Source organism: Streptomyces sp. NPDC031064, from assembly GCF_055570965.1.
This window is the reverse complement of record NZ_JBVIGF010000014.1, coordinates 39,751-63,214: the sequence shown is the minus strand read 5'-3', so window position 1 is coordinate 63,214 and position 23,464 is coordinate 39,751. Positions and strand designations below refer to the sequence as shown.

At 70.8% G+C, this 23,464-nt stretch carries 20 protein-coding genes; 5 read left to right on the top strand and 15 right to left on the bottom strand.

All coding sequences use genetic code 11. The annotated features are described in order from the left end of the window. Nucleotides 1-4: 4 nt before the first annotated feature. Genes ACZ46W_RS34735 through ACZ46W_RS34715 form a run of 5 tightly spaced genes read right to left on the bottom strand, consistent with a single transcriptional unit; the run spans nucleotide 5 to nucleotide 4,559 of the window. Nucleotides 5-1,453, bottom strand: a complete 1,449-nt coding sequence (locus ACZ46W_RS34735; RefSeq protein ID WP_468346290.1) for an SCO6880 family protein — start codon at nucleotides 1,451-1,453, stop codon at nucleotides 5-7. Beyond that, a complete protein-coding gene (locus tag ACZ46W_RS34730; RefSeq protein ID WP_468346288.1) occupies nucleotides 1,450-3,054 on the bottom strand; it encodes a hypothetical protein in 1,605 nt (534 codons plus the stop codon). The genes ACZ46W_RS34735 and ACZ46W_RS34730 overlap by 4 nt, the downstream gene beginning before the upstream one ends. Next, a complete protein-coding gene (locus ACZ46W_RS34725; RefSeq protein WP_468346286.1) occupies nucleotides 3,051-3,848 on the bottom strand; it encodes a hypothetical protein in 798 nt (265 codons plus the stop codon). Before ACZ46W_RS34725 ends, ACZ46W_RS34730 begins: the two co-directional genes overlap by 4 nt. Before the next feature lie 10 nt (nucleotides 3,849-3,858). Next, nucleotides 3,859-4,191 carry a hypothetical protein gene (locus ACZ46W_RS34720; protein WP_468346284.1) on the bottom strand — a complete coding sequence of 111 codons (333 nt, stop codon included), beginning with the start codon at nucleotides 4,189-4,191 and terminating at the stop codon, nucleotides 3,859-3,861. A 2-nt stretch (nucleotides 4,192-4,193) separates the two neighbouring features. Next, complete coding sequence (locus ACZ46W_RS34715) at nucleotides 4,194-4,559, bottom strand: hypothetical protein (protein ID WP_468346282.1); 366 nt, start codon at nucleotides 4,557-4,559, stop codon at nucleotides 4,194-4,196. Nucleotides 4,560-5,342: 783 nt separating this feature from the next. On the opposite strand from ACZ46W_RS34715, the gene ACZ46W_RS34710 reads away from it, so the two are divergent. Beyond that, complete coding sequence (locus ACZ46W_RS34710; protein ID WP_468346280.1) at nucleotides 5,343-6,398, top strand: C40 family peptidase; 1,056 nt, start codon at nucleotides 5,343-5,345, stop codon at nucleotides 6,396-6,398. 63 nt (nucleotides 6,399-6,461) lie between these two features. On the opposite strand, the gene ACZ46W_RS34705 is transcribed toward ACZ46W_RS34710, so the two are convergent. The 3 genes from ACZ46W_RS34705 to mobC form a co-directional block, all read right to left on the bottom strand. After that, entirely contained in the window at nucleotides 6,462-7,541 is a 1,080-nt protein-coding gene (locus tag ACZ46W_RS34705) for a hypothetical protein (protein ID WP_468346278.1), read from the bottom strand. Nucleotides 7,542-7,619: 78 nt separating this feature from the next. Then, on the bottom strand, nucleotides 7,620-9,389 hold the full coding sequence (locus tag ACZ46W_RS34700; RefSeq protein WP_468346276.1) for a relaxase/mobilization nuclease domain-containing protein: 1,770 nt from the start codon (nucleotides 9,387-9,389) through the stop codon (nucleotides 7,620-7,622). Next, nucleotides 9,386-9,820: a plasmid mobilization relaxosome protein MobC gene (mobC, locus tag ACZ46W_RS34695; RefSeq protein WP_468346274.1), complete on the bottom strand. Its 435-nt coding sequence runs from the start codon at nucleotides 9,818-9,820 to the stop codon at nucleotides 9,386-9,388. The genes ACZ46W_RS34700 and mobC overlap by 4 nt, the downstream gene beginning before the upstream one ends. Nucleotides 9,821-10,065: 245 nt before the next feature. Between mobC and ACZ46W_RS34690 the strand changes: the two genes are divergently transcribed. After that, nucleotides 10,066-10,446 carry a hypothetical protein gene (locus tag ACZ46W_RS34690; RefSeq protein ID WP_468346272.1) on the top strand — a complete coding sequence of 127 codons (381 nt, stop codon included), beginning with the start codon at nucleotides 10,066-10,068 and terminating at the stop codon, nucleotides 10,444-10,446. 80 nt (nucleotides 10,447-10,526) lie between these two features. On the opposite strand, the gene ACZ46W_RS34685 is transcribed toward ACZ46W_RS34690, so the two are convergent. From ACZ46W_RS34685 to ACZ46W_RS34665, 5 genes are all read right to left on the bottom strand, one after another. Continuing rightward, nucleotides 10,527-12,197 (bottom strand): DNA cytosine methyltransferase, encoded by a 1,671-nt coding sequence (locus ACZ46W_RS34685; RefSeq protein ID WP_468346270.1) that lies wholly within the window; start codon nucleotides 12,195-12,197, stop codon nucleotides 10,527-10,529. A gap of 424 nt (nucleotides 12,198-12,621) precedes the next feature. Then, nucleotides 12,622-15,033 carry a DUF6248 family natural product biosynthesis protein gene (locus tag ACZ46W_RS34680; RefSeq protein WP_468346268.1) on the bottom strand — a complete coding sequence of 804 codons (2,412 nt, stop codon included), beginning with the start codon at nucleotides 15,031-15,033 and terminating at the stop codon, nucleotides 12,622-12,624. Between the two features lie 213 nt (nucleotides 15,034-15,246). After that, nucleotides 15,247-15,846, bottom strand: a complete 600-nt coding sequence (locus ACZ46W_RS34675; protein ID WP_468346266.1) for a hypothetical protein — start codon at nucleotides 15,844-15,846, stop codon at nucleotides 15,247-15,249. A gap of 254 nt (nucleotides 15,847-16,100) precedes the next feature. Beyond that, complete coding sequence (locus ACZ46W_RS34670; RefSeq protein WP_468346264.1) at nucleotides 16,101-16,688, bottom strand: hypothetical protein; 588 nt, start codon at nucleotides 16,686-16,688, stop codon at nucleotides 16,101-16,103. A 101-nt stretch (nucleotides 16,689-16,789) separates the two neighbouring features. Further along, a complete protein-coding gene (locus ACZ46W_RS34665) occupies nucleotides 16,790-17,179 on the bottom strand; it encodes a hypothetical protein (protein WP_468346262.1) in 390 nt (129 codons plus the stop codon). Between the two features lie 720 nt (nucleotides 17,180-17,899). Between ACZ46W_RS34665 and ACZ46W_RS34660 the strand changes: the two genes are divergently transcribed. Both ACZ46W_RS34660 and ACZ46W_RS34655 read left to right on the top strand, forming a co-directional pair. Further along, complete coding sequence (locus ACZ46W_RS34660) at nucleotides 17,900-18,913, top strand: hypothetical protein (protein ID WP_468346260.1); 1,014 nt, start codon at nucleotides 17,900-17,902, stop codon at nucleotides 18,911-18,913. 263 nt (nucleotides 18,914-19,176) lie between these two features. Further along, nucleotides 19,177-19,509, top strand: coding sequence for a hypothetical protein (locus tag ACZ46W_RS34655; RefSeq protein WP_468346258.1), 333 nt, complete (start codon nucleotides 19,177-19,179; stop codon nucleotides 19,507-19,509). Between the two features lie 168 nt (nucleotides 19,510-19,677). Here ACZ46W_RS34655 and ACZ46W_RS34650 read toward each other — a convergent pair whose 3' ends face one another. Beyond that, the gene (locus ACZ46W_RS34650; protein ID WP_468346256.1) at nucleotides 19,678-20,976 is read right to left on the bottom strand and encodes a competence protein CoiA family protein; all 1,299 of its coding nucleotides are present in this window, start codon (nucleotides 20,974-20,976) and stop codon (nucleotides 19,678-19,680) included. Between the two features lie 345 nt (nucleotides 20,977-21,321). Between ACZ46W_RS34650 and ACZ46W_RS34645 the strand changes: the two genes are divergently transcribed. Further along, on the top strand, nucleotides 21,322-21,639 hold the full coding sequence (locus tag ACZ46W_RS34645; RefSeq protein ID WP_468346254.1) for a hypothetical protein: 318 nt from the start codon (nucleotides 21,322-21,324) through the stop codon (nucleotides 21,637-21,639). A 530-nt stretch (nucleotides 21,640-22,169) separates the two neighbouring features. On the opposite strand, the gene ACZ46W_RS34640 is transcribed toward ACZ46W_RS34645, so the two are convergent. Continuing rightward, nucleotides 22,170-23,282 (bottom strand): helix-turn-helix domain-containing protein, encoded by a 1,113-nt coding sequence (locus ACZ46W_RS34640; RefSeq protein WP_468346252.1) that lies wholly within the window; start codon nucleotides 23,280-23,282, stop codon nucleotides 22,170-22,172. Nucleotides 23,283-23,464 lie beyond the last annotated feature (182 nt).

Here is a 23,464-nt window from a genome sequence, read left to right as displayed (position 1 = left end):
CTCGTCAGTCCTTCACCAAGGGGCTGTAGCCCAGCGGCAGTCCGGCCGCGAAGATCGCGGCCTGGGCGCCGTAGGCGGGGCGCATGCGGATACCTCGCGTCGCCTTCACCGCCCGCTCCAGCTCCTGCCGGGCCGCGGGCAGCTCGGTGGTGCTGCGGGCGGTGACGGTCACCATCAGCGTCCAGTCCACGACCTGGGCGCCGCCGGCCATCTGGGCGGCCGCCCTCTCCGCCCGCTGGGTGTCTGCCCGCTGTGACCACTTCGCGCGGCCCTTGACCTCGGCCATCGCCCGCTCCCGGTCCTGGGCGTGGCTGATCTCCCGCTCCAGCACCGCCTCGCCTTCCTGTGGGTCCAGGACCCGGTATGCGAGCGTGATGCGGCGCTGGAAGCGGCCCGGGGCCAGCAGGGGCAGCAGCACGCTGTAGGCGATGGTGCGGCGCGGCATCTCCCGCAGCACCCAGGAGATGGACACGCCGCCGTCGTGCGCGTACTCCTCCCACCCGTCATCGGCGGCCTGCGGCCCGCACTCCGCCCAGCTCAGATCCGCGAATTCGTTGTCGCGCGCGTTGAAGACGGCCGGGTCGTAGGCGGAGCGCACCAGGCGGCGCAGATCGATGTCGGTCGCCCGGCGCTCGATGTCGGTCCCGGTCCCGGACAAGTCCAGCGAGTCGGCCACCTTCAGTGCCTCGGCGACCTGTTCGGCCAGGTCCGTGGGAGGGTCAGCGGAGGCGCTGGGGTCGACCGTGACGGACATCCACGGCGCCACGCTGGCGGTGGCGTGCGGGGTGGTGCGCACGAGCTCGCTCAGGACCTTCTTGGCCAACTTCGGCGCGTGCGGGTCCTGACGGGCCTTCACGTCGTCGCTGAGCGCTTCCCCGGCGCCGGGGGTGATCTGGATGGTCACCGACGCTGCCTTGATCTGGTCGTCGGTGCTCATCGAGTCCAGCACGGACGACCAGGTCCGCAGGCTGCTCTGCACGGCGCTGGTGGGCGCCATCAGGCTGCCGCCGGGTGCGAGCAGCGTCGTGACGGTCATGTATCCCGTCGCCCGGTCGTGGACCACGCCGACCGGCTTGCCGCTGGTCGGGTCGTAGGCCTTGATCAGCGTGGTGGAGGCGCCTACGCCCGGCAGGTCCAGCGCGTAAGGGTGCGGCAGCAGCAGCCTGCGGTAGGCGGTCGCCTCGGCCCGGGAGGCGCGGCGCCAGGCGAACTTGGCCCAGTAGTACGCCAGGGCGGACATGCCGTGGCGCCGCGCGGCGGCCAGCGCGATGACCGCGCCGGTCGCCGGCAGGGTGAACAGCAGCGTGAGGGGCGCCTGGGTACCGATCAGCCCGTCCGCCATCAGCACCATCGCCGCGATGATGATCGCGCTTCTCGACAGCCCGCCGAAACCGCTGCGGCGTGCCCGGAACGGATCCACCATCAGGTTCCTGGGCACATCGTGGGTACTCACCGCGTTCCCTCTCTTCCAGCAGCAGCGTCCTGGACCATGTCGTTGACCCCGTCCAGGACCTCAACGGCAGAGGCGCTGGTCCCGGCCGCCGTCGACGAGCCCGTCGCCGGTGCCGCTCCGGCAGCGCCCTGGACCGTGTCGTTGACCCCGTCCAGGACCTCAATGGCAGGGGCACCGGTCCCGGCCGTCGCCGACGAGCCCGTCGCCGCTGCGGCGCTCGCGGCACCCGCCGTGCTGCCTGCGGCCGTACCCTCATCACCGGCGCTGCCGTCGGCGCCGTCCGCGCCGTCCGCCGAAGCGCCGGCAGCGTCGGCCTCGCCGCTCGCCTGGCCCGGCACCTTGGCACCGGCCTGGGTCCGGGAAGCGTGCGCCACAGCATCGCTGTCACCGCCGCTTGAGCTGCCATCCGCGCTGCCGCCCGCGCCGCGGCCCTGCTGGCCCATCTGCTGCTCGACGTAGTCGGCATGCGCCATCGGGGTCGCGGGGGGTGCGCCTTCGCCCCCGCCGCCCTGGCCCTTCTTCTGGGCACCGAAGTACGCGGCGGCCGCGTTCAGTGCGGCGCTGAACCCGCCGGACGCCAGCCCCCCTCCGGCCGCCGCGCCGAAGGGCGCGAAGATCTTGGTGAGGGGCGCGGGGGCGATGATCCCCAGGAACAGGGTGGCCACGCCACGCAGCCATTCCGCGAGCGTCTGTGCCTTCCCGAACTCCGTGAAGCCGGTGCAGATGATGACGGCCAGGATGGGCTTGTAGGTCACGATGACGAGCCCGCTCGTGATGAGCTTGGGCGCCCACTGCCGGGTGACGTCACCGCCCGCCCGGCCGCCGCCGGCCACCGGCAGGAGCAGGCAGATGATCGGGATCGCGCTCTGCCGCAGGAAGATCATGATGAGCTGAATGAAGCCCACCAGCAGCAGCACAGCCACCACGCCCAGCACGATGATCGGATTCTTGATCCCGGCCGGCAGCAGGACGCTGGTGATTCGCTCGTAGGCGGCGCCGTCGTCCTCGAAGGCCGCGTCCACCAGCCCGCTGGTCATCGCGTCGCCGGCAGCCAGCAACAGCGCGAACATGCTCACGCCCAGGGCGGACAGGAGCAGGTTCTCCACCCAGCCCACCATCGCCCGCCCAAGGTGCTTGGACTGGCCAGTGACGGCCATCTTGCCGATCTGCCACATCATCCCGAATGCGGCAATGACCAGGCCGAGCCAGGTCAGCATGCCCGCCAGGGTGGCTTGCCCGCTCCACAGTCCGGTTGCCGCCAGGTCGAGCGATGGCCCTTGGAGCGCGACGGTCAGAAGCGTCTTGATGATCCACTTCACGACGTCCATGGCGGCCCGAATGACGTCGCCCAGGATGCTGTTCCAGACCGCATCCCACGCCTTGTTGGCGGCCTTCTGGGCCTCGTCGCCGATCGTGTCGCACAGAACATCGGACTTGCCGCCAGAAACCAGGTCCAGCATGCCGCCGCTGGTGCCCTCGCACAGGACCTGGGCACCGCCACCGACCAGGCCGTCATCCGCAGCCGCGCTCTGCGGGGCGAGAACGGCAAGGCCGAGCACCGCGAAGAAGGTGAGCAGCAGCGCTGTGGCCCGACGTATCACGATGCCTCACGGATGGCTGTCCACCCGGCCTCGTTGAACGCCGAATCCCCGGGGGCCGCCATGGTCGGCTTCGGCTTGCCCTGCGCGGCCTGCTTGGCCCGCGTGGTTGCCGCGCCCGACAGCTTCCAGTCGCTGCCGTCCCATCGGGCGCCGGCCAGGACGCGGGTGTATCCGCCGGACTCCTTCGCCGTCTCCCCCGCCTTCTGCGTGACACGGGCCAGCACCCACACGCTGACCTCGTCGGCCGACTGCTGGAGGACCTGATAGCCCACCACATTGCTGCGCATGTACGCACCGGATGGCAGCGGCTCACCGGCGCTCACGCCCGACTGCCGGGCCAGCCTCTGGTCGGTCTGCTTGGCCTTCTGCTCAACCTGTTCGGCGATCTGCGGCGACTGATCATCCCGGCTCAGGTAGGAGTGGTAGAGGCGCATCTGCTCATCGACCGCCGACCTGTCGCCTTCCATGACGGTCTCGTTGGACGCCGCGACCATCGCCGCGGCGCCCTCGGTGGTGTGCGGGAAGCCGACCTCACTGCCGTACTTGTCGGTGCGCTGTCCGCGCGGGAGCGCCACCCAGCGCTCGGGCTCGGTCCATTCATCAGGAGCGGCGTAGCTCGGTGCCGTGCTGGCCGGAGCAGACGCGCCCGCTCCCGCGCCGCCCTTGGCCGGCGCGTCCGAGCCGGACTCGTCCCCGCCCAGCATCGCGTAGCCGGTCAGGGCGAGTACGGCAACGAGCACCGTACTGGCCAGCCACATCGGCCAGGTGTTCCAGGTCCCCCTCGTACGTGCCATCGTCAGCCGCCTAACCCGCGATGCCGTTGAGGATGGCGATCAGCGATCCCGACAGGAGGATCGCCGCGATGCCGCCGCCCATCCATTTGAACGGCTCGCTGCCGCCGCCGTTGCGGCTCTTGTCCGACACGGCGAGCTTGTAGACACCGAAGGCCGTGCCCCCCACACCCGCGAGGATCAGCAGCCACAGGCCATAGCCGAAAATCTCGGCGACGGGCCCGTCCATCCCGGGGATTTTGGTCGGCGTGGCAGGCGGAATGAGGCCGCCGCCGCCCTCCTCCTTGGCGGGGTCGCCGGGAGCCGCCAGGTATCCCGCGAGCGTGTAGAGCTTCTCCATCGCCATGCTCACTTTCCTTCCATCGTGCGCCGCAGCTTCTCGGCCGCGGTCTGGACGTCCTTGTGCTCCAGGGCCTCCACGGGGCCCTTCACGGCTCGCAGAACCGGCAGATACGGGACCCGCGCCACCCCGGCCAGCCGTGCCTCCAGGGCGCGCACCAGGTACCGGGCGTCCGCCGCCGGCCGGGCCGGGGCGTCGGCAACGAGCACCAGCCAGGGCTTGGGCAGCGGGCCCCAGCGGCGCAGCATCTCCTCCACGCACGTCGCCCCGTACACCGTGGTCTCGGCCAGCAACACCGGCTGAGACCCGTACGGGATCTGCTCTCCCGGCGCCAGGACACGAGCACGCGCACCGCCGCCGTCCGCGTCGAGCATGCATGCAACCGTCGCGACTGCGATCCCGTAGCCATGGACAGGAATCAGCGCGTACCTCGGCCCCACCATCGCACCGCTGCCCGGGGCAGATGTCACCGCATGGGTGTACACGCCACTTCCCCCTCAACTCCGGTATTCAACGAAGAGTTTGATTATGAGGTCACGAAGGGTAGCGCGAGCCACCGACAAACCCGCGCCGCATTTCCCCCGTCCAGCGGGGCCAGGGTCGGCCACACCCTCTGCGGCCTTCCACGCAAGCACGCCCCGGGTGAATCCGGCTCCGATTGCAAGCCCCCTCTGCAAGGCGGCGGACCGCCACCCCGGCACCGTCCGGAACGCTGAATCCGGTAAGGCCTGCCTTACTCCTATGCGGCCGTTGCCCGGCGCCGCCTTCCTGTCCTTTCGCCACGCGGAAACATTCCCACGGGCCGGTTTAGTGCCCTGACGGACCGGCAGCACCGCACGCTGTCCCAATGCGAAGGCCATCAGCGACGATGCCGCTGACCGAACCACCCCGCGTCCAGCACCTGTTCTCCTGAGCACGCCGAGACCCTATTGGTGGCGGCCCGGCTTCCCTATCCGCTGTCGTACTCATCCGCTGCGCACCCAAAAGGTGCAATCATGCCCGACGTCCACGACTGGCTCATGGCACTATCCGCATGCTCGGCGATCCACAGCTCGCGGAATCACCGGGCATGCGACCAGCGCCTCGTGATCTAGTACGGCCAGGAACTCAACGCACAGACACGGCAGCAGAAGGAAGCTTTACGGGGGGACACACACGTGAAGGTGCTCATCCGGGCTGTCATCGCGCTGCTCGCCGTCGTCGTGGTGATGGTCCTCGGTCTGGTCACGCTCGTACTCGTCGATGCAGACGCGGAGGCCACCGAGATATCCGACGGAGGCGGGGGTCTACAGGCCGTCCCCGCCGAGTTCCGCCCCTGGATTCTCAGAGCCGACGGCGAATGCAAACAGCCTGCGATGACCCCGGCGCTCCTGGCGGCCCAGCTCTACCAGGAGTCCAAGTTCCAGACCACCGCCACCTCGCCCGTCGGCGCGCAAGGCCCCGCGCAGTTCATGCCCAGCACCTGGGACACCTGGGGCCTTGATGCCGACGGCAACGGCGAAGCCTCCCCCTGGGACATCGGCGACGCCGTCATGGCCCAGGGCCGCATGATGTGCTCCCTCCTCCGACAGGCCAAGGACTCGGGCTACGGCGGCGACGTACGGGCACTGGCCCTTGCCGGGTACAACGCCGGATGGGGACGGGTCGAAGAGTTCCGCGGCGTGCCCCCGAAGTCCTTCGCCAACGGCGAGACCTACAACTACGTACACACCATCCTGTCGACCATGTCCCGCTTCCAGGGCCCCGGCCGCCTCGAAGTCTCCGGCTCCGGCGCCGGCGCGGACGCCCTGCGCAAGGCGGCCACCCAGATCGGCACCCCGTACTCCTGGGGCGGCGGCGGCCCCGGCGGCCCATCGCCCGGCTTCTGCGACGGCACCAACGGCTACCTCAACGGCAAGTGCTCGGCCAGCAACACCGCGGGCTTCGACTGCTCCAGCCTCGTGCAGTACGCCTACTGGGACATCCGCAAGCTGCCGCGCGTCGCCGCCGCCCAGTACGGCGCCACATCCGACCAGGCCGTCTCCCGCAACGACCTCAAGCCGGGGGATCTGCTGTTCTGGTCGCACGGCGGGCAGGGCGCCATCTACCACGTCGCCATCTACGCGGGTGACGGCAACGTCCTGCACGCCCCGCGCACCGGCAAGGACGTACGCGTCGAACCCATCACCTCCGCCATGCCGGCGCGGGACTACTTCGGCGCCACCCGCCCCTGACCCGAAATGACGTGTGGCGCAGACCGATCCGGGTCTGCGCCGCACGTCCGGTCTGGGGAGTCCTTACCGCGTCCTGCCGCTCTTCGGAGCAGGCCCAGCCTGGCGGTGCGGGGACACCGCCGGTTCCCCAGGCGCCGCCTCCTGGGAGGCTGGCGCCCTAGTAGGGCCCACGCTCGGCGAGTGCGCGCGGGCCGCCGTAGTGTTCACCGCCACCTTCGAGTCCGCCGCCGGTCCGCCGACCGGCCGGACCAGCGCGTCGCTGGTCGCCATGAGCAGCCGCTCGCCCACCTTCGACGGCGATCCCTGCGCCCAGGCCGTGTCCTTCGACAGCCGGGTCAGATGCTCCGCCACCGGCTCGCCGTCCTGCTCCAGGCGCGCCATCCGGGCGGCGATCAGCGGCCACTGCCGCGAGGCGATGAGCAGGTCCGCCTCACGCTCCCGCCCGGGCAGCGCCTCACGCACCATCCGCACGAAGCGCTCGTTCTCCGACCGCCCGATAGCCAACTGCTCATGCAGGGCGACCTCCCGGTTGTCCAGGTCCAGATTCTTCGGGACGTCCAGCCCGGTGGTCAGGGGCCCGTACGACAACAACGCGTCCCGGCTCGTGGTCGGCACCACGGCGGCCGAGATGGCCCGATCGACACCAGCCCCCTCCTCGTAGGCGGAGGACAGGATCGCCCGCACGTCGACCCCACGCTCGTCGAGTCTCGCCATCGTCGCCGCCATGTCGGGCCACGCCGCAGAAGACAAAATCGCCTCGCGTACCGGTCCCGCCGGCATCGTCTCGCGCAGCACCTTCGTCCACGTCTCGCTGCGCTCGGCGGCCACCCGCTCGGCACTCACCGCGACGGCATCCCGCACCGTCACCACGATCTCGCCGACGCGCGGGAGCATCTCCTCCAAGTCCACCCCAGCCCGGCGCAGCGCCACCAGTTGCTGGGCGAGCAGCGGCCAGTCGGCACCCTGCATCAGGGCCGCGCCGATGTCCGGCGCCAGCAGCCTCTTCACCTCGCCGGAGGCCTCGGCCATCGCCTTCTCGGCGTCCGGCAGCTCCTCCTCCTTTCCCGCCTTCCGCTGCTGGTGACGCCGTACAGCGTCCGCGATGGCCATCACCAACCGGTACGACATCACAGCCGTCTGCACAGCCTCTGCCGCTGCCTCGATAAACGCCGCACTCGCCTGCTCCTCTGGCGTCGGTGTTGCCATGGCTCACTCCCCTCGTCAGCGGGTCCGCCGCGGACCCTTGTGCTGCTCGTCACCCGGCGGCCGACGCCTCGGCCCGGGCACCCCCGTCTCGCGGGCCGCACCGGTGCGCCCGGTGCCGCCTTCGGACGTCGGCGACGGCTTCTTCGTGGTGGCGTCCGACGCGGAACTGCGCTGGCGCTGCCACCCGTCCAGCCGCCATGTAAGCACCTCGGCAACCGAATCCGCTGAGGACAATTCACGGCGGGCAGCAACCGCGGCCAGGACGTCGACCGGGTTCTCGCCCGCCTCCTCGACCGCCGCCAGGCGCGTACGCAGCGCGGGCCACGCCGGGTCCGCGAGGACCGCACGCGCGTGCTCGGGAAGAGCCTGCTGGAGCACGCCCGCCATCGGCCGCTCACCGGACAGCGCGGTTGTACGACGCACACCACCGGGCCGTGGGGCCACGCGACGCTTTGGACGTGGCCGGTATTCCCGCGCCGCGTTCGCGCCGGCGGTGACCTCCACCGCCTCGCGAAGCAGCCGACCGGCCCGCCCAGAAGCCTCCGCCTGAGCGCGATGATCCTGGGCCTCGTGCCACCGCCGCGACGCCTCGATCGCCGTCACCAGAGCCAGGAGGAACCCGAGGGCGGCAACCGTATCGCTGCGTCCCGCCGCAGCCGCCGACTGGGACAGGAGCTGTGTGGACTCCCGATACAGCTCACGCGCCCGCCCCTCCATGCGGCGAGCGGCCGGGGCTCGGGAAGCGCGCTCGAACTCGTAGGCGGCCTGGCGCAACTGGCTGCGCACCAGGTGCGGGGAGACGACGGCGGCGACCACAATCAGGTCCCCGAGCGCGGCCACGTCTCCGGCACCCTCGTGCAGTCCCCCGGCGCCGAGCTGGTCGGCGGCAGCGCGGACCTTCTCCTCGGCCGTACGCCACATCTCCGTCTGCGCGGCCACCGCATTCACCGGCCGCCCGCTCCACCGTTCCCGTACGCGCGGCAGGGACAGGTCCGGGGCGAGCCGTGTGCCCGGGAACCACACCGGCCTTTGCCCACCGTCGCGGTCGCCGGGCAGCGCGACCGAGTAGCCGGTCACGTTGCCGTCCGGTGCGACTCTCTGCTTCACGCGCAGTCCGGCCGCGGCGAGCCGCTCGAAGAAGTCGGCGTCATTGACCGCCCCAGCCGCCGCCTCACGCACAGCGCGCTGCAACGTCTCGCGGGGAGGCTCGGACAGTCCCCTTCTCGTCGCCTTCTCCGTCTCCCCGGTCTTCGCCCACCGGCGCGCGGTCCCGTCGGCGTGGGTCAGGCGACGCAGGCCGAACTCGACCTCGAACCGGCGCGCGACCTCCTGCATGCGGAGCTTGCTCCAGCTCGTGTCGGGCTGGCGCCCGTCCTCGCGGGCCCGGGTCGCCACGATGTGAATGTGGTCGTCCGCGTGACGCACAGCCACCCATCGGCACCCCTGCTCGTCGGTGTGCGGGGCGATGCCGGCGGCGTGCATCATCTCGCGCGCCACCCGGCCCCACTCCTCGTCCGACAGATGTCGATCCTCCGGTGGATTACGCACGGCGACGTGGAAGACGTGCAACGGCGGCTTCTTGCCCCGCAAGGCACGCACAGGAGCATCCAGCAACGTCGCGAGATCGGGGATGGAGAACTCCGGCGACCGAGCCGGATCGGGCACATAGGGGTCCCACGCGGCCACCATATGCGGGTCCACGTGCTCATCACGCTTGCCCGGACCGTACAGGTAGAACAGCAACCCGGCGGTGTCATCACCCGGCCTTGCTTCCTTCGGAATCACGAGCGCGGCCGCCGCTCTCTCATAACCTGCAACGTGGCCTCGTCGACATGCCGAACCGCCTCATGAACCCGCGCCAGCACGGCCTGGAGCTGGGCGCTAGTGACCTCACCTTCCGCGTTGAGCGCGTAGGCCACCTGGTTCAAGTTGTTGCCGATGCGGCGTAGCTGTCCTCGCGACTGGATGAGCTCCTGCAAGACGACCTTGGCGTCCGCCGAGACGGGGACCACCAGTTCCGTGGCGACGGCCAGCGACGCTTGCCCAACCCATGAGGCGAGTGCTTGATTTTCTCGGTCAGCCGCCGCCTGCACGATGGCCAGTTCGGCATCGTTGAAGGAGACCTTGAGGCGGTGCGACCGAGGCCCACCCGGCTCGCGCCCTCGGCGTCGTACCAAAGCGCGCGGTGTCTTCTCATCCGACGGCGACTCGTCCACGCTGGCGCCCCCACTCTTGCCTCACCGGTCCGTCCCCGGACCAAGATCGATGACGGCCAACCCTAGTGCAGACCGTTCAGCGAATTCCGGTTACTGGGCCCAGTAACCTACAACTCGCTGCCGGTGGTTACTGCCTCCCCTAAAAGCGCCAGGTAGTCGTGACGTGCGGTCAAAGTCGATGCCATCTCCGGCACTCGACCGGAGACCGGGCGGTCGCCGAAATGCCGGGCGCTACGATCGCCCCCATGCCAAGCGCTGATGAGATCTTGCAGAAGATGAGGGAACTCCAGGCACGCCGGGAAGCGGCCGTGGCCCCCCTGGTGGACATCCTGGCCAAGCGGAGCAGCCTGCTGGAGCAGGTCGCCGCGCTCGACGAGCCGTACGGCAAGGCATACGTCGACGCCGAAGCGGGGGGATGGACGGCGGAGGAGCTGGCGAACCTGGGCGCGGACGAGCCGGTGAAGCGGCCGCGGGTCCGCTCGCGGCGGTCGCGGTCGTCGGCGACAAAGGCCGACGGCCAGCCGTCTGCGGCGGCCTCCGAGGGCTCCTCTCCGGCGGGGACGATCCCGGCTCAGGACGGGGCGGCCGCGGCCGCGGCGACGGCGGACAGCACCCGCTCGGCCTGACCGTTCCACTCCCCCGGACGCACGCGAAGGGCCCCGCATCGCGGGGCCCTTCGTCGTTGGTGTCTCGTCCCGGCCGCCGGTTAGACGGCGGGCTTCCAGTCAGTGGCCGTGGCCGACGTCCGCGGGGCGAACAGGGTGCGCAGGAGAGTCTGCTTCCCGATCAGCGTGAGCTGCGCCTCGACCTTCGGCTCCGCCTTCTTGTGCAGCCGGTACAGCGCCGCCTGGTAGCCGGAGACCGGCTTGTACCAGTCCTCGCCCTGGACCGCGGCGGAGATGGCGGCGCCCATGAATGGTGAGACGGCGTCGGCGATCATCTGGGCGATGTTCCGCTTCCCTTCCGCGCGTACCCGGGGCGGGATGTAGGTCCACGGGTAGTCCCGGCGGAAGCCGACCAGGACTCCGAGATCCGGCAGGGACACCGTGGTGGTTCCCTCGCCCTGGGGGACGTCGGCCGGGCGGAACTTGATCCCGTACCAGGGGGTGGTGACGCACATGCCGACCCGGTTGAGGGGGAAGCTGCCGCCGCCGTTCGGCCTGCCGGTCTTGGGGTTGACCTTGCGCTTGCCGCGGGTGTCGGCCCACCAGGTGGCCGGGAGGTTCAGGGCGTGGGCGACGGTCACGACCGGGAGCGCGGGGCGGCCCTGGTAGGGCTCGATCCGGCGGTCCAGCTCGGGCATCCAGTCGGGCAGCTTGCCGGTCTTCTTGAGCACGTGGGCGAACATGTCGCGGGCCGCCGCCTGGCCGTCGACGTGATCGGCGTACCGGGGGTGCTCGTAGCGGGTGGCGACCATCCAGGCCCGCTCGCGGTGGGTGGCTGCGCCGAAGTCGGCGGCGTCCGCGATCTGCCACGAGCACCAGGCCCAGCCGAAGCCCTCGGGGATGGTGATCTCGGACTGGATGGCCTCCGCCAGGGCGGGGGTCTGCTTCAGCAGGTTCGCCGATTGCTCCATCGTGATGGAGACCAGGGGGGCGCCGATCTGCACCAGGCACATGGGCCAGATGAGCATCTCCGCCATGAGCGCGGTGCGCTCGTCGGAGACCGCCGATGCGGCCCACTCGCGGAACGCGGCCGGGGCCATGCAGGGGGGCAGGTGGCCGCCGCCGCACTGGTCGCCCCAGCCGTGTGCGTCGGGGTGGTCCTCCATGCCGTCGATGATGTCGCCGTAGTAGTGGTGGGGGCCGCCGTAGAGGCTGCACAGGTCGTCGACCTCCCGGAAGCCGAACGCCTCGGACGCCTGCCACATGACGCTCTGGAGTTCGGTGATTTCCTGGCTGTTCCAGGCGGACCGCTTGCCCCCGTCGGAGAGGGTCTGGCAGGGGGGCGAACCGTGGAAGCGGCGGGTGCAGCGCAGGGCGGGGTGGCGGGGGTCCAGCGTCCTGATGTCCGCCTCCACCACCCAGTGACCGGCTGCCCGGGCCGTCGCCGCGGCGTGCCGGTTCTGCTCGATGAGCACCCAGTCGCCGCCGTCGTCGACCAGTGCGCGCCCGGCCGACATGCCGCCCGGTCCGCCGAAGGCCTCGACGCCGCGCTCCGGCTCGCCCTTCTGCCAGGTGCGCGCCCAGTGCGGAGGGTAGGGGGCGGCGAAGTCGGTGCACGCGCGGCAGTCGGCGCAGTCCGCGCCGGTGTCGCACACGGTGCAGTCGTCCTCGCATGTCCAGCCGTCCCACTCGTACACCGCCGGCTTGAAGCCGTTCGCGTACGGACGCCCGTCCTCGTCCGTCGCCACGGCGGTGTCGTGCACCTCGTTCATGCGCTCTGTCCTTGATCGTTGAGGCTTCTCGGTGGTGCCGGTTCGGGATTCCCGCCCCGTCCGACACTGCTAATTCAATCAAGTTTTGGGGGGCTCGTCAAGGCATCTACGCAGGTCACATGACGTTTCCGCCCCGGCGTCGGGACGCCGTACGACCGCCTCGGTCGGGGGGCTCCCTCCTCGGTCGGGCAGGCGTCAGCCGACCGCGGGCCGTGTCGGGGTGCCGGGCTCGCCGGAGGCGACCGCCGGAGGCGGCTTGGCCTGGCGGCCCGGCGCGGGCTGTGGTCCCCTCGGGGTGCCCGTCCGAGGAGGGAGCGCTCCGGCCGCCCACCCCCCCTGCACCACCCACTCACCGCAAGGTCGCCGCATCCGCCCGCCCCCTCCGAGGGAGGGCCGGGGGGTGTGGGGGGCAGCGCCCCCCGCGTCACCACAAGGCGGCCTGCAGGGCGCCTTCCGCGGGCGCCTGTACCGGCGTTGCGGCCGGTGCAGGGACGGGCGCGGGCGCCGCTGGCGGAGCGGCCGGAGCGGGCTTCGCCTTCGCCGCCGGACGGGCCGGAGCGGGGCCGTCCTTGGGGCACGCGCACCGGCACCACCACACGCACGGCTCGCCGCCGGGCCGCAGAATGAGCCGGGCGACGGCGCGCCCCTGATGGTTGGTCACCGAGTCCCGGTTGTCGTCGATGTCCGGGCCGCCCTTCTGCCGGTGCACGCAGATGTCGCACCGCCCGGAGAGGCAGTTCCAGCAGGTGCCCCGCTCGCACATGCTCCAGCGCGCGAAGCCGTGCGGGTACTTGCGCTCGATCTGCTGGAGGTGCCCGGGCCACACGTGCTCGCGCACCCACGCGCCTGCCTCCTCCGGCATCGGCGAGGCGTTGGGGACCGGGTCGATGATGCCCATGATCAGGGCGCCCTGGAAGTTGAGCGCGGCCGTGTCCCGCACCCGCTTGCGCTCCTCGTGGGTGAGGACCCGTTGGGGGCGCCGGATGACCGTGCGGATGTCGTGCGCGGGGCGCTCTTCGCGAGCGGCTCGGGGGGCGAACAGGCGCCGCAGCAGAGGCTGCTCGGCGTGCACTGCGGCGGCCGCCGGCGGGGCCGTCTCGGCGGGCGCGGGGACGGCGGCGTGCTCCGCCGGGGCCGCGTCGTGGGCGGGCCGCTGCTCGCCCTTGAACAGACGCCCCTTGGACAGCAGCGGGTAGCCGCCGCTGCGCTTCGGCAGCGAGGGGAGCTTGGCGTCCTTCGCGGCGGGCTCGGCGACGCCCTGGCGCTCCGCGCGCCACAGCAGACGGGCTACCCGGTGCCCCGTCGGCGACTTCACGAGACAGCGGCGACCGGAACCGTCCAGGTGCACGTTCAGCAGCCCAGCCGCCCACAGTCCGGTCACGCGCGCCCGGGCCACCCGCTTGTTGACGTCCCACCGGTCCGGCACGCAGTCCAGGGCCCAGAACCCGTCATCAAGCTCGGCCAGCTCGGCGTGCTCGGCCCAGGTCAGCACGGTGCGCTGCGCGGCCGACAGCGGCCAGCGCTTCACCTCGGCGACCTCCTCTTCGGTGAGCCGGTCGTCGGCCGGGCGGTGCGCCTCGTCGTAGTGCTCGCGGGCCGCCCGGGCGGCGTCGTGCTTGTCGTCCCACTCGCCGGGCAGCTCGGTGCGCATGCCGCCCTGGCACCGGCCGCACTGGATGGCCCACCAGTCGCGGTACCGGGTCGACGGCAGCGGCAGGAAGTACATCCCCGGCGGCAGGGTCGGCCCGGCCGGGACCGGCGTCGCGATGGGCTCGGCGGCCGTCGCCGGCGCGTCCGCGGCCCGGGGTTCGTCGGCCGGGCGGGGCGTCTGCGCGGCGGGAGCGGGGTTCGGGACGCCGGGGCAGTAGCCGCCCTCGTCCTCCCACTGCTCGACCGCTTCGCGTTCAGCGCGCATCTCCTGCTCGGCGAGCGTCACCGGCCGCCGGTACCGGCCCACCGCGCCGTACTCCAGGGCGGGCAGACGGCGGGCGGCGGCCTTCTTGTCGTCCATGCGCTTGTGGCGCTTCGCGACCCGGGCGAAGCGGGCCTCGTACGCCGCCGTGTCGCTGTCGTACAGGCCCGCCGGGTGCAGCCGCGCAAGCTCCAGGGCGACCTGCCCCATCGGGGTGGGCACGAGCACGTGAGCGCCGTCGGAAGCGGCGACCACGGTGAGGAACCCGGCGGCGCGCAGGTCCTGGGTCCGCTCCCGGTGGACCCTGCGGCCGCCGCTCCACACGCCGTACACGGCCGCCTGCCGGGCCCGTCCGTCACGCCAGTACAGGCGGCCGGTCTCCGCGGCCTCCAGCACCCGCACGTGTCCGGCACTCCAGCCGAGAGCGGGCACGGCGTTCTCGGCGAGGAAGGCGTTCATGCGGGCCAGGTGCCGGTTGTCGCTGTCCATGCCGGTGGCGGCCCGCTCGGCGGCCTCCTGCTCGGCCTCCGCCCGGCGCCGCTCGCTCTCCAGCTCGGCGTGCTCCTGGGGGGTGAGCCTGCGCTCCAGGGCGGGCCGCAGGGCGGCGGCCGTCACCTCGACCCCGGCCGCCTCCTGGGCACGAGCGGCGTAGTCGACGGCGCTGCGGGCGCAGTGACGCAGCGCGCTGTCCGGCATCTCCGGGTCGGCCGCCCACTGCTCCGCCCGGGCGGCGCACCCCTCGGCCTCGACGGCCTCCCGGTGAACCGCGTGCATGACCTCCTCCAGGCGCGCTTCGTTCCGGGAGCTGCTGCGGCACACGGCGTTCAGCGCCTTGTCGTCAGCGGCGGCGGCGAGGGCGGCGGCCTTGCGGGCCACCCGGAGGCAGGTCTGCGGGGTCGGCTCCCCCGGCTCGATCTCGACCATGTGCTCTGTCCTTGATCGTTGAGGCTTCTCGGTGGCGTGGCGTCGGCCCGGGATTCCCGCCCCGTCCGACACTGCTAATTCAATCAAGTTTGAGGGGTTAGGTCAAGGCGAAATCGCAGATCAGGTCCGGTTTCTTGGCCTTCTCGCGGGCGCACCGGCGGCCAGCGTCGCCCGGTCGGGGGCGGGGCTGGCCGGGCGCGTTCCGGCCGCCGGTCAGCCCTGCCTGCGGGCCTGGGTGACGATGCGCTTCCAGGTGCTCAGGCCTCCGCCGTGGCGCTCGGCGAGGACGGCGGCGGTCTCCCCCGCCTTCCGGCTGGGCGCGGCGGCCAGGGCCTCGACGGCCAGGGCGATCCGGGGGTCCGGCCCCTTCGCCGGCGGGCGGCCGGCCGTTCCGGCCCGCGGGCCGGAGTCGGCGTACTCCCACAGTTGGCGCCGGGTGCGGTACTCGCGCACCCGGCCGCTCTCCAGCTCCTTGGTGCGTACGGGGGCGGGCCACCCGGGCGGCGGGTTGTCGCGGTAGTGGCTGATCGCGCTGACGTCGATCCCGAGCACCTTGGCCTGGTCCGCCGGGGGCAGCTCCTCGTCGGGGTTGCCGCTGTAGTCGACGCCGTTGCGCTGGCGCCGGTACTGGGTGTGCCAGCGCTCCCACTCCTCCAGGTCCCAGTACAGGGCACGGTCGATCCGGCGGGCGGGTGGGTGCCCGTTGCCCTCGCGATCCGCCCACAGGGCGCGCAGGGTGGCGTCCCCCTTGTACCCGGCCCGCTCGGACAGCTCGGCCCGCGTGGCGTACAGCCGTCCGTCGATGGTCTTCATCAGTCCTGCTCCTTGGTGTGTGCGGAACGCGTCTACCATGTTGGCGTGCTCGGTTGACGGCCTGTTGAGGGCCTTCGGTGGCCGGGCCGCTGCGGCCGACGGGATTCCCACGCTTTTGCGCCCCGTCGGCCGCCTTGCGTCTCCGGCCGGCGCCCCGCCGGCTCGTTGGTCGTGAGGCGGCATCCCCACGGCCAGTGGCCAGCCGGGCCCGGGGTGATCCGGGCCCGGCTGGCCGGGCGAGCGGCGGGGCGGAGCTACTGGCCGTAGGCGGCGATCAGCTCGCGGACCTTGGCGTCACCGACGCACCCGGCGGGCGCTCCGAACTCCGCGGACGCCGGGTGCCGGTAGGTGCTGGGCAGTTCGCCGTTGCGGCCGCGCTGGTGGGACCAGTAGCGCGGGCCCTGCCAGCCGCACAGTTCGCACTCCTGCCACCACGGGTTGTCGCTGCCGGGAAAGCCGGTGTACGGCTTCCAGCGGTGCAGCGCCAGCGCGGTCATGACCTGCTGTGCGGTCTCAACGTTGCGGGGCGTCTGCGGCATCCGCGGGTGCAGCAGGGGCACCGGCTCGACGAGCACGGGGACGGCGGCGGTCACGTCGGCCAGGGACATGGCCGCGATGCGACCGGCCGCGTACTCGGCGACCAGATGGGCGGCCGCCTGGTCGACGCCGCGGCGGCCCTTCTCGGGGCGGCCGATGTTGTCCTCGCCCTCGCCGGTGAGGGTGATCCAGTCGCGGTGCCAGCGGAACACGGCGCCGAGCACGGTGTCCTTGCCGATGAGGACGGGGTAGCGGCGCTCCCAGTCCGGTTGGCCGAGTCGGTACGACAGGGTCGTGGTGTTCATGCGGGTGGCCTTTCGTTGAGGTTGATCGGTGTTGGGCGACCGGGCCGGTGGCGCGGGCGGGGATTCCCGCCCCCGCCCGCGTCACCGGCGGCGGCCGCAGATCAGTGGCAGGTCGGGGTGCCGTCGACCATGCAGCCGTGCTGCATGTGGGTCATGAACTCCAGGTGCTCCTCGCACATGCGGGGCGTCCACGGCGTCAGCGGGGAGATCGGGAGGTAGGTGCACCGCACGGGGTGCTGCTGAGCGGCCCGGGCGGTCTCGTAGCCGTCGTACAGCTCGCCGTCGCTGCCGCCGTCCGCGATGCGGATCGCGACCCACCCGCGGCCGCCGCGCTCCAGGTGGGTGTTGATCACCTCGCCCATGCGGGCGGCGGCGCTGGCCACGGCGTACTCGCGGCGGGCGCGGGTGGGGTCGCCGGGCAGGTCGCTGTACATCTCCCGGACCGTGCGCGCCCGCTCGGCGCGGTCCGGGGTGGTCAGGTAGTCGGTCATCTGTGCGACCTTTCGTTGAGATTGATCGGTGCGGACCCGGAGGCCCTGGTGTCTGCCGGGGATTCCCGCCCCCTTCGACACTGCTAATTCAATCATGTTTTGAGAGCCTGGTCAACCTGAAAGCGCAGCTCAGGCAGCCTTTTCAGGGCTCTGATCCGGCGTCATCACGCCGTACGACCGCCTCAGTCGGGGGGGGCTCCCTCCTCGGTCGGGCAGGCGCCAGCCACCGCAGGCCGTGTCGGGGTGCCGGGCTCGCCGGAGGCGACCGCCGGAGGCGGCTTGGCCTGGCGGCCCGGCGCGGGCTGTGGTCCCCTCGGGGTGCCCGGCCGAGGAGGGAGCCCCCCGCCCCCCTGCACCACCCACCCACGTCAAGATCAAAATCGCCCCCGGCCCCCTCCGAGAGAGGGCCGGGGGGTGTGGGGGGCAGCGCCCCCCACGTCACCAACGGCGTAGACCGGGTCTGAAGGGCGCGCGTCCCGTCGCGAAGCATCGTGCGGCGGGCTTCCTCGGTGACCTCGCTGAAGCAGATCACCGGGGCGTCGGTCCGGAAGGTCTGTGCCCCGCGCAGGGTCCCGCTGTGCAGGATGCTCACCAGGCGCTGCTTCGGCGTGCTCGTCGACAGAACCCATGTGGTTCCGCTCCAAGATTCTTTGACACTTCGCCCTCATCCCGGGCCCGAGGGTTGGAAGCTCGACAACGACGACGCCCTGGGAGCAGCAGATGAAGATGACCGATGACGACTTCGGCCGTTCGCTCAAGACCTTCGGTAGGAGATGGCTCAAGCTCGCCGGCCGTGCGGAGTTCGACCTGACCCGCAGCTTCCTGGTTCTTGGCGTCGACAGCATCCCGCAGCGCTGCATCGTGCGTCCCCGCCGCACCAAGCCGGCCCGGGGCGATCTGTTCTACGTCTGCCCCGGCCCCACGGAGGGGCGGTCGTGGCTCAGTTACGTTGCCGCACCCCTCTGCGAAGTCAGCCACGTCGAAAGGGCTGCACGTCTGCTGGCCGCCCTGGACCTCGTCCAGCTACTTCCTCCACAGGATGTAGTCCGCGACCTGGCAACCCTTGTCGGTCGCCTCCTGCTGGTGTTCAGCGTGCGGGCCCGGTCCGGCGACTCCAAGGTCAGGGCCGAAGCTGAAGCAGCGGTCGCTGCCGCGCTGCGGGCCCGCAGCGCGATCTTGCAGTCCGTCGGGGCGGACGACTGGAAGCCGGCTGTTGCCTCCTTCGCACAGATCTATCTGGGTATCGCCCGGACAGATGCGGAGTGGTTGGAGGCTGTCTCGGCCGCCCTGCTCGGCGACTGGGTCGACGTACTGGGTGCACGACCACAGGACGATGACGGCACACTCCACCATCTGCGCCGGGAGGCACAGGTCGTGCATCGGCAACTGATGCCGTTGTGGCAGCGAAAGTCTGGGCCGGGGCGGGTCTGGATGCTGGATTACCGGCTGCCGTCCGGTGAAGCCCTGCACGAGTTGGTCGGCGGGTCGTACCGGATCGACGATGAGGCGCTGGCCTGGTATCCGGACCGCGGCGACGCCTGTGCGGTGTTCACCTCTCTGAAGGAGGACGAGCAGCACGTCGCCCGTGCCTTCGCGCTCGGCGGCGGATCGTGGGCGGAGGCCGCAGCCACCGCCGGGGTGCCGACTCAGGTCGGCCAGCGCGTGATGCGCAAGCTCAGGCGGCTCGGCCTGCAGTATCAGGAACGGCGGACTGTCCTGGCTGGTGCCATGTGAACGGCGCGTCCGCGCTTGTGTGGGCAGCGCTGCCGGAATTCCTCGGCAGCCTAAGCGCCGGGCTCGTCCTCGCGTGGGGAGCGCGACTTGCTCGCCGAGCCCGACCAGCACGACGTCGCACCCGGCAGAACAGGCGCAGCCCCGCCTCGTGTTCGAGGCTCCGGTAGCCGGAGATGGAGGCAGGCACCCTAAGAAAACGGCACGTCCCCGCGACCGCACGCGCGAGGCTGTCGACCACGCCACCGAAAAGTGAGGACACGGCAATGAGCGACGACCTGAGCCCTGAGGTCAACACGTACCCGCCCGAGCTGCTGAACGCCATCGGTGACCTCCTCGCCACCGCGCACCGTCACCAGGTCGGCGTTGCCTTCGAGCCGGACGGGGAGGGATGGCGTATCCATTACCTCGTCGACGACTGGCCAGCCGTGGAGGAGTACCAGCTCTCCGCCGGACCTCTCTCCGACGCCTATGACCTTCAGACAGCATCCGCTGCTGCTCTCCGCCCGCTCGTGAAGTTGGGCGTATCGGTAACGGAGCACTTCAAGGGCCGCAACGGGGAGTATATGCAGCGGGCACCGTGGGACACCCAGACGTAAGGAGACGACCATCCGCGCGCGTGGCTCCGTCACCGGTTGGGTGGCGGCTCGCCACCGGCCAGGCGGCAGCGGTCGCCACCCGCGCGCATCTCCGAGACGACGTCTAGCCGTTCAACCCCCACCTGGGTTCCTCCACCGTGAGGGCCCGAACCATCGATGCCGGCACCGTCACGGAGTGGATCGGCTGCGTCGGCAGACCGTGCACAGTGGGTTCCCTCCGGCGCCGTACCGGTGGGTGGGCTCTCGGCAGGACGAGCAGGGTCCGACGTGTTCGGGTGGGCAGCTCAAGGACCGGGCCGTGGTTGGGCGGTCCTGGCGGGATGAGGCCCCAGCGAGGGTCGGCTGTGCCGGAGGCCCGGCCGTACGCGGCAGCGCCAGCGCGGGAGCCGGCGCCGTGACGGCCGGAGCGGCCTGCGCCGCCGCAGAGGAAGAGGTAAGCGCGCCCGGGTCCGACACAGTGATGCCGGCGGGCAGGATGGCGACAGTATCCCGGGGCGTGCTGTATCGGCCCTCCTTCTCCTCCTGCCTTTGTTGGTAGGAGCACTGGCGGCTCAGCGGGAGACGTTCAGGTTCGGAGGGGTCGCTGTCGTCTACGGTGCCGGGCTCGGAGTCTGCCACGGCGTCGCTGGTGGCGTCGAGGTACCTGTCGTGGTCCTGCGTGCTGACCCACAGGTGCGACGCGCGGCGGCGTCGGCCGGGCTGGGCGGGGATGTAGAGGGGCACGTACTCGCTGGCGGCCGTGGCGCCGATGAGGCGGTCGAGGTGCATGCCGAGGGTGGGCGCCCAGGTACCGTGCCACTGGTTGCAGCGTCCGTAACCACGATCGGGGCAGGGCAACGGGTTACGGCTGTCGCACTTCTTGAGCTTCAGGTCTTTCACGCCGCCCCGGACGAGGAGCGCGTTGCCGCTGGAAAACGCCTCGAGGGGCATCTTGTCGATGCGGGCCCACGGCGCGCGTTCGATGAGGGGTGCGCTGATGTCGTCGGTGGTCCACAGCGGGCTCAGCCCGTCGGCGCGGGCGATGTCGCTGCGTTTGGCCACGGCCTGGGCGGTGGCGTAGGACAACTGGATCTCGCACCCGAGCTGCAACCCGTTCTCTCCGTGGACGAGAACATCGGTGCGGCGGCGGCCGTCAGGTGCACGTGCCTCGAGCTCGGCGGCGAAACCGGCGTTCTCGGCGGCCCGGGCGATACGTTCCTTGAGCGCCTTGTGCCGTGGGCTCTCTGGCGCCGTGGGGTGCCGGATGCCGGTGGTGTAGTGGACGGCGATCGGCCGTCCCTTGCGTAGCTGGAGGAACATCCACTGCGGACATCCGGGGTCGTTCTCCCGGCACTCCAGACACTCCAGGTCGCCCTTGACGGTCCTGCCGTACAGCGATTCCCACAGCCGTCGGTCTTCTCGAACATTGAGGTCGAGCTCGGAGAGGTTGATCGCTCCCAGTTCCTGGTGGAACACACCCTTTGCCATACAAGTGAAGCTACGGGTTGCCACTGACAATTGACGGAGAGCTATCCCCTGGCCCCCGGTGCGCGCCCCAGGGGCGTCTGTAGCTCCACGCCGCGCCGGGCCTCCACGGCTGCGGTCAACAGCGTGGCCGGGTCATCCCAGCCCGCGTGACCTGCCAAGGGGGACGCCGCTCAGGGCCGGAGTTCCTCCACGGCTAGCGGTGGATCTAACGGAGAACGTCACGGCGGACTCATCGAAGGAACGGCAGGTGATCGTCTCGCTCACTACCCTGCCGGGATGGAATTACTGCCACCCGTACTCCGGGGCTTCGACGGACACCCGCATGCCAGGCTGGCGGCAAAGGTAATGGCCGATCTCACCAAGGCCGGGATCCCCGTGCACGTCGTCGACGACGCGGATGACCACTCCCACGTGAACGGTGGGGTCGTTCTCTATATCTCCGAACCGCCGGGGAAGGAGCTGCTGCTGTCCTGGTACGTGCCGGAGGAGGAGAAGTACCGCATGCGGGACGCACCGAATGGCCCAGCGGTGATGGGCGCCGTCGCCACGCTCACGGCCGCGGTGGTCAGCGTCCTGACGGCCTTCAACCACCGCGTGCGCACGGAGTACGACGACCAGGACTTCCCGTACCCATTCATCTACGTACGGCTTGACGCGGGCTGACAACTTGACGGCTGACCCTGTTGGGCCCAATAGGTCTTACCAGTCATGACGTGCGACGGCGCTCACCCCGTGCCGCTGGTGTGAGCGCCGTCCTCGTTCGTGTGGTTCGGCCGTGCCCGGTGCCCCTGCTCCGCTACGGCGCCGTCATGAGCAAGTCTTTCGCCCCAGGGCGAGGCCCATCCGGCGTGTGACATCTGCCCGTCGAAACGGCTGCCGCGCGACGCGTTCGTCGTGTACGACTGGCGGCGTCGATCCAAAAACCGTTCGTTCACCGGCCCCCGCGCGGCGCGGTACGCCTGATGGGTGAAGCCGCCCGGGTTCCAGGTGCCACCGGCGAATCCGTCCTCATGTCGGCGGCGTGGACGAACTTGATGCCGGTCCGCTCCAGGGTGCGGCACAGCGTGGTGAACTGCGCGGGGAGCGCGTGGGACATGACGTCCGGGGACCGGCTGCGCGGTACGCGCTGGGGGCCTCTGTACACCTGCTCAGCCGGTTGGGGCTGTTGGGTCTAACGGGTCTAGCAGCGCTCTTCACTCTCGCGCCTCGGCGGACGGGACCTCATGTCGCCGGGTAATGGAGGCAGGAGGACGTACTCGTACACGTGGAGCGGGGACTCTTGGGTAGAGGCAGGCGTAATACTGGGCCTGCAGGCGACAGCGACGCCAGCCTTCGGTCGTCAGCACCATCCTCGTCCCGTCTACTGCTGCACGATCCCGTTCAGGCGTAACGAACCCGCGGGCGATCAGCCCGTTCCATGCCTGAGCGGCTTCTTCGCCGAGGAACGGTTCAACAGCCCATGTGGCGCCGTGCTCAAGCAAGTGCCCCATGGTCCTCCACTGCTGACTCGTCATCGCCTCAGCCAGGAAGCGTACGAGGGTGGAGGCGGCTCGGTGTGGCCGCTCAGCGATGACCGCCTCAATGGCTTGCCGCTCCCTCCTCGCGTCCTCTTCAGCCCGGGCACTCTGGGCGTAGGCCAGATTCGCGTCTACCACGTCGAGGTTCCGCAGCAAGTTTCGGTACAGGCCGAGCTCATGGTTGACCAGGCGGCAGACCACAGTGACGGGACGACGAAGCAGCGCCGTGATCTCCAGGAGCTCCGTGTCATCCGGGTTCACGACGGCAGGCCGGTACTTCTCATGCGCTCGCCTGAAGAGCACTTCCAGATGTGCTGCGATGGCCTCCCGGCGTTCGGATGCGACCGGGTGGTGATCAAGCGCTCGGTGGATCATCGGGAGAGGGATCTGCAACGCGTCCGCGAGGCGCAGCGGGAGGGTGCCGTCATCACGCGCGGGCAGTATGGCCAGACGCTCGACCGCTCGGTATGTGGCGCGGCTCACACCTACCCGCTCGGCCAGCTCGGCTGCGGTGAAGCCGGCGTAGCAGCGTAGATCGCGAATCTGATCGTGCCGACCTCTCGTGGGCTCGTACAGCTCACGGGGATGTACCCGGAAAATTGCGGCGATCTGCCGGATGCGGCCGGGTTCGGGTACGGAGTCTCCCGATTCGTAAGCGAGGACCCGGGCCTTGGACGTCTTCAGCCTGTGAGCCAGGTCGGCGGCGCTCAGCCTACGGCCGTCGACTTCCCTACTGGCTCGTAGCTTCTTCAGGACCTGGGGGTCGAACTTGGCCGCCCCACGCGTCATCGAAGGCTCCCCCCGAGTTGCTCCGTCGATGACTCACGGTACCGTCTAAGGACAACTTGATGCCTAGGGATGCACCCAGACGGGCTAGGAACGGCGTTTGCGCTGTTCAGCGACCAATGGAGGTATCGCTTAGGGTCAAAACGTGTTCCGCTGGACGCGTACGACCGGCAGGGTCGTTGCGT

Excerpts from the sequence above, each read along its gene's own strand:
- ACZ46W_RS34685 (WP_468346270.1), bottom strand. The coding sequence starts at position 12,197 with ATGAACGAGGTGCACGACACCGCCGTGGCGACGGACGAGGACGGGCGT.
- ACZ46W_RS34670 (WP_468346264.1), bottom strand. The coding sequence starts at position 16,688 with ATGAACACCACGACCCTGTCGTACCGACTCGGCCAACCGGACTGGGAG.
- ACZ46W_RS34690 (WP_468346272.1), top strand. The coding sequence starts at position 10,066 with ATGCCAAGCGCTGATGAGATCTTGCAGAAGATGAGGGAACTCCAGGCA.
- ACZ46W_RS34645 (WP_468346254.1), top strand. The coding sequence starts at position 21,322 with ATGGCCGATCTCACCAAGGCCGGGATCCCCGTGCACGTCGTCGACGAC.
- ACZ46W_RS34675 (WP_468346266.1), bottom strand. The coding sequence starts at position 15,846 with ATGAAGACCATCGACGGACGGCTGTACGCCACGCGGGCCGAGCTGTCC.
- ACZ46W_RS34665 (WP_468346262.1), bottom strand. The coding sequence starts at position 17,179 with ATGACCGACTACCTGACCACCCCGGACCGCGCCGAGCGGGCGCGCACG.
- ACZ46W_RS34720 (WP_468346284.1), bottom strand. The coding sequence starts at position 4,191 with ATGGCGATGGAGAAGCTCTACACGCTCGCGGGATACCTGGCGGCTCCC.
- ACZ46W_RS34660 (WP_468346260.1), top strand. The coding sequence starts at position 17,900 with ATGAAGATGACCGATGACGACTTCGGCCGTTCGCTCAAGACCTTCGGT.
- ACZ46W_RS34715 (WP_468346282.1), bottom strand. The coding sequence starts at position 4,559 with ATGCTCGACGCGGACGGCGGCGGTGCGCGTGCTCGTGTCCTGGCGCCG.
- ACZ46W_RS34655 (WP_468346258.1), top strand. The coding sequence starts at position 19,177 with ATGAGCGACGACCTGAGCCCTGAGGTCAACACGTACCCGCCCGAGCTG.
- ACZ46W_RS34725 (WP_468346286.1), bottom strand. The coding sequence starts at position 3,848 with ATGGCACGTACGAGGGGGACCTGGAACACCTGGCCGATGTGGCTGGCC.
- ACZ46W_RS34650 (WP_468346256.1), bottom strand. The coding sequence starts at position 20,976 with ATGGCAAAGGGTGTGTTCCACCAGGAACTGGGAGCGATCAACCTCTCC.
- ACZ46W_RS34680 (WP_468346268.1), bottom strand. The coding sequence starts at position 15,033 with ATGGTCGAGATCGAGCCGGGGGAGCCGACCCCGCAGACCTGCCTCCGG.
- ACZ46W_RS34640 (WP_468346252.1), bottom strand. The coding sequence starts at position 23,282 with ATGACGCGTGGGGCGGCCAAGTTCGACCCCCAGGTCCTGAAGAAGCTA.